Source organism: Streptococcus suis (assembly GCF_002960445.1).
GTDB classification, from domain to species: domain Bacteria; phylum Bacillota; class Bacilli; order Lactobacillales; family Streptococcaceae; genus Streptococcus; species Streptococcus hyiners.
Genome location: NZ_POJD01000218.1, coordinates 1 through 364, shown reverse-complemented (window position 1 = coordinate 364; position 364 = coordinate 1). Strand labels below are relative to the sequence as shown.

Sequence of the window (364 nt, the reverse complement as noted above, 5' to 3'; positions counted from 1 at the left end):
CATTTTGTGATAAGTCAATTCCCTCTAATGTTGGAATTTCTTTCAAAAATTGATAATCCTTAACGCCTGTGCTAGTCATCCATAATTGTTTCAATTTTTTAAATTGCAAGATAGGTTTTACATCATCAATTGGCGTAAAACCAATCCCTAACACTTCAACATTTGGCATCAAGTCCAGACCGGCTCTCTTTAGCGGATCTTTTCGCTGACCAATATTTAGATATTTTACCGTTTTTAACCACTCTCTCATCTTCTCGGAATCTGTTTCATTAGATGGGAAAGGAGTATCGGCCGTAGCATGCAAAATATCTTCAATAATCTCATCATCAAAACCTAATTGTTTTAAAGTAGCCATTCCAATTTT

The 364-nt window shown here is 34.9% G+C and carries 1 pseudogene; it reads right to left on the bottom strand.

From position 1 onward, the window contains the following. Window positions 1–364, bottom strand: a pseudogene (locus C1G53_RS08965) (histidine triad protein); the annotation flags it as partial.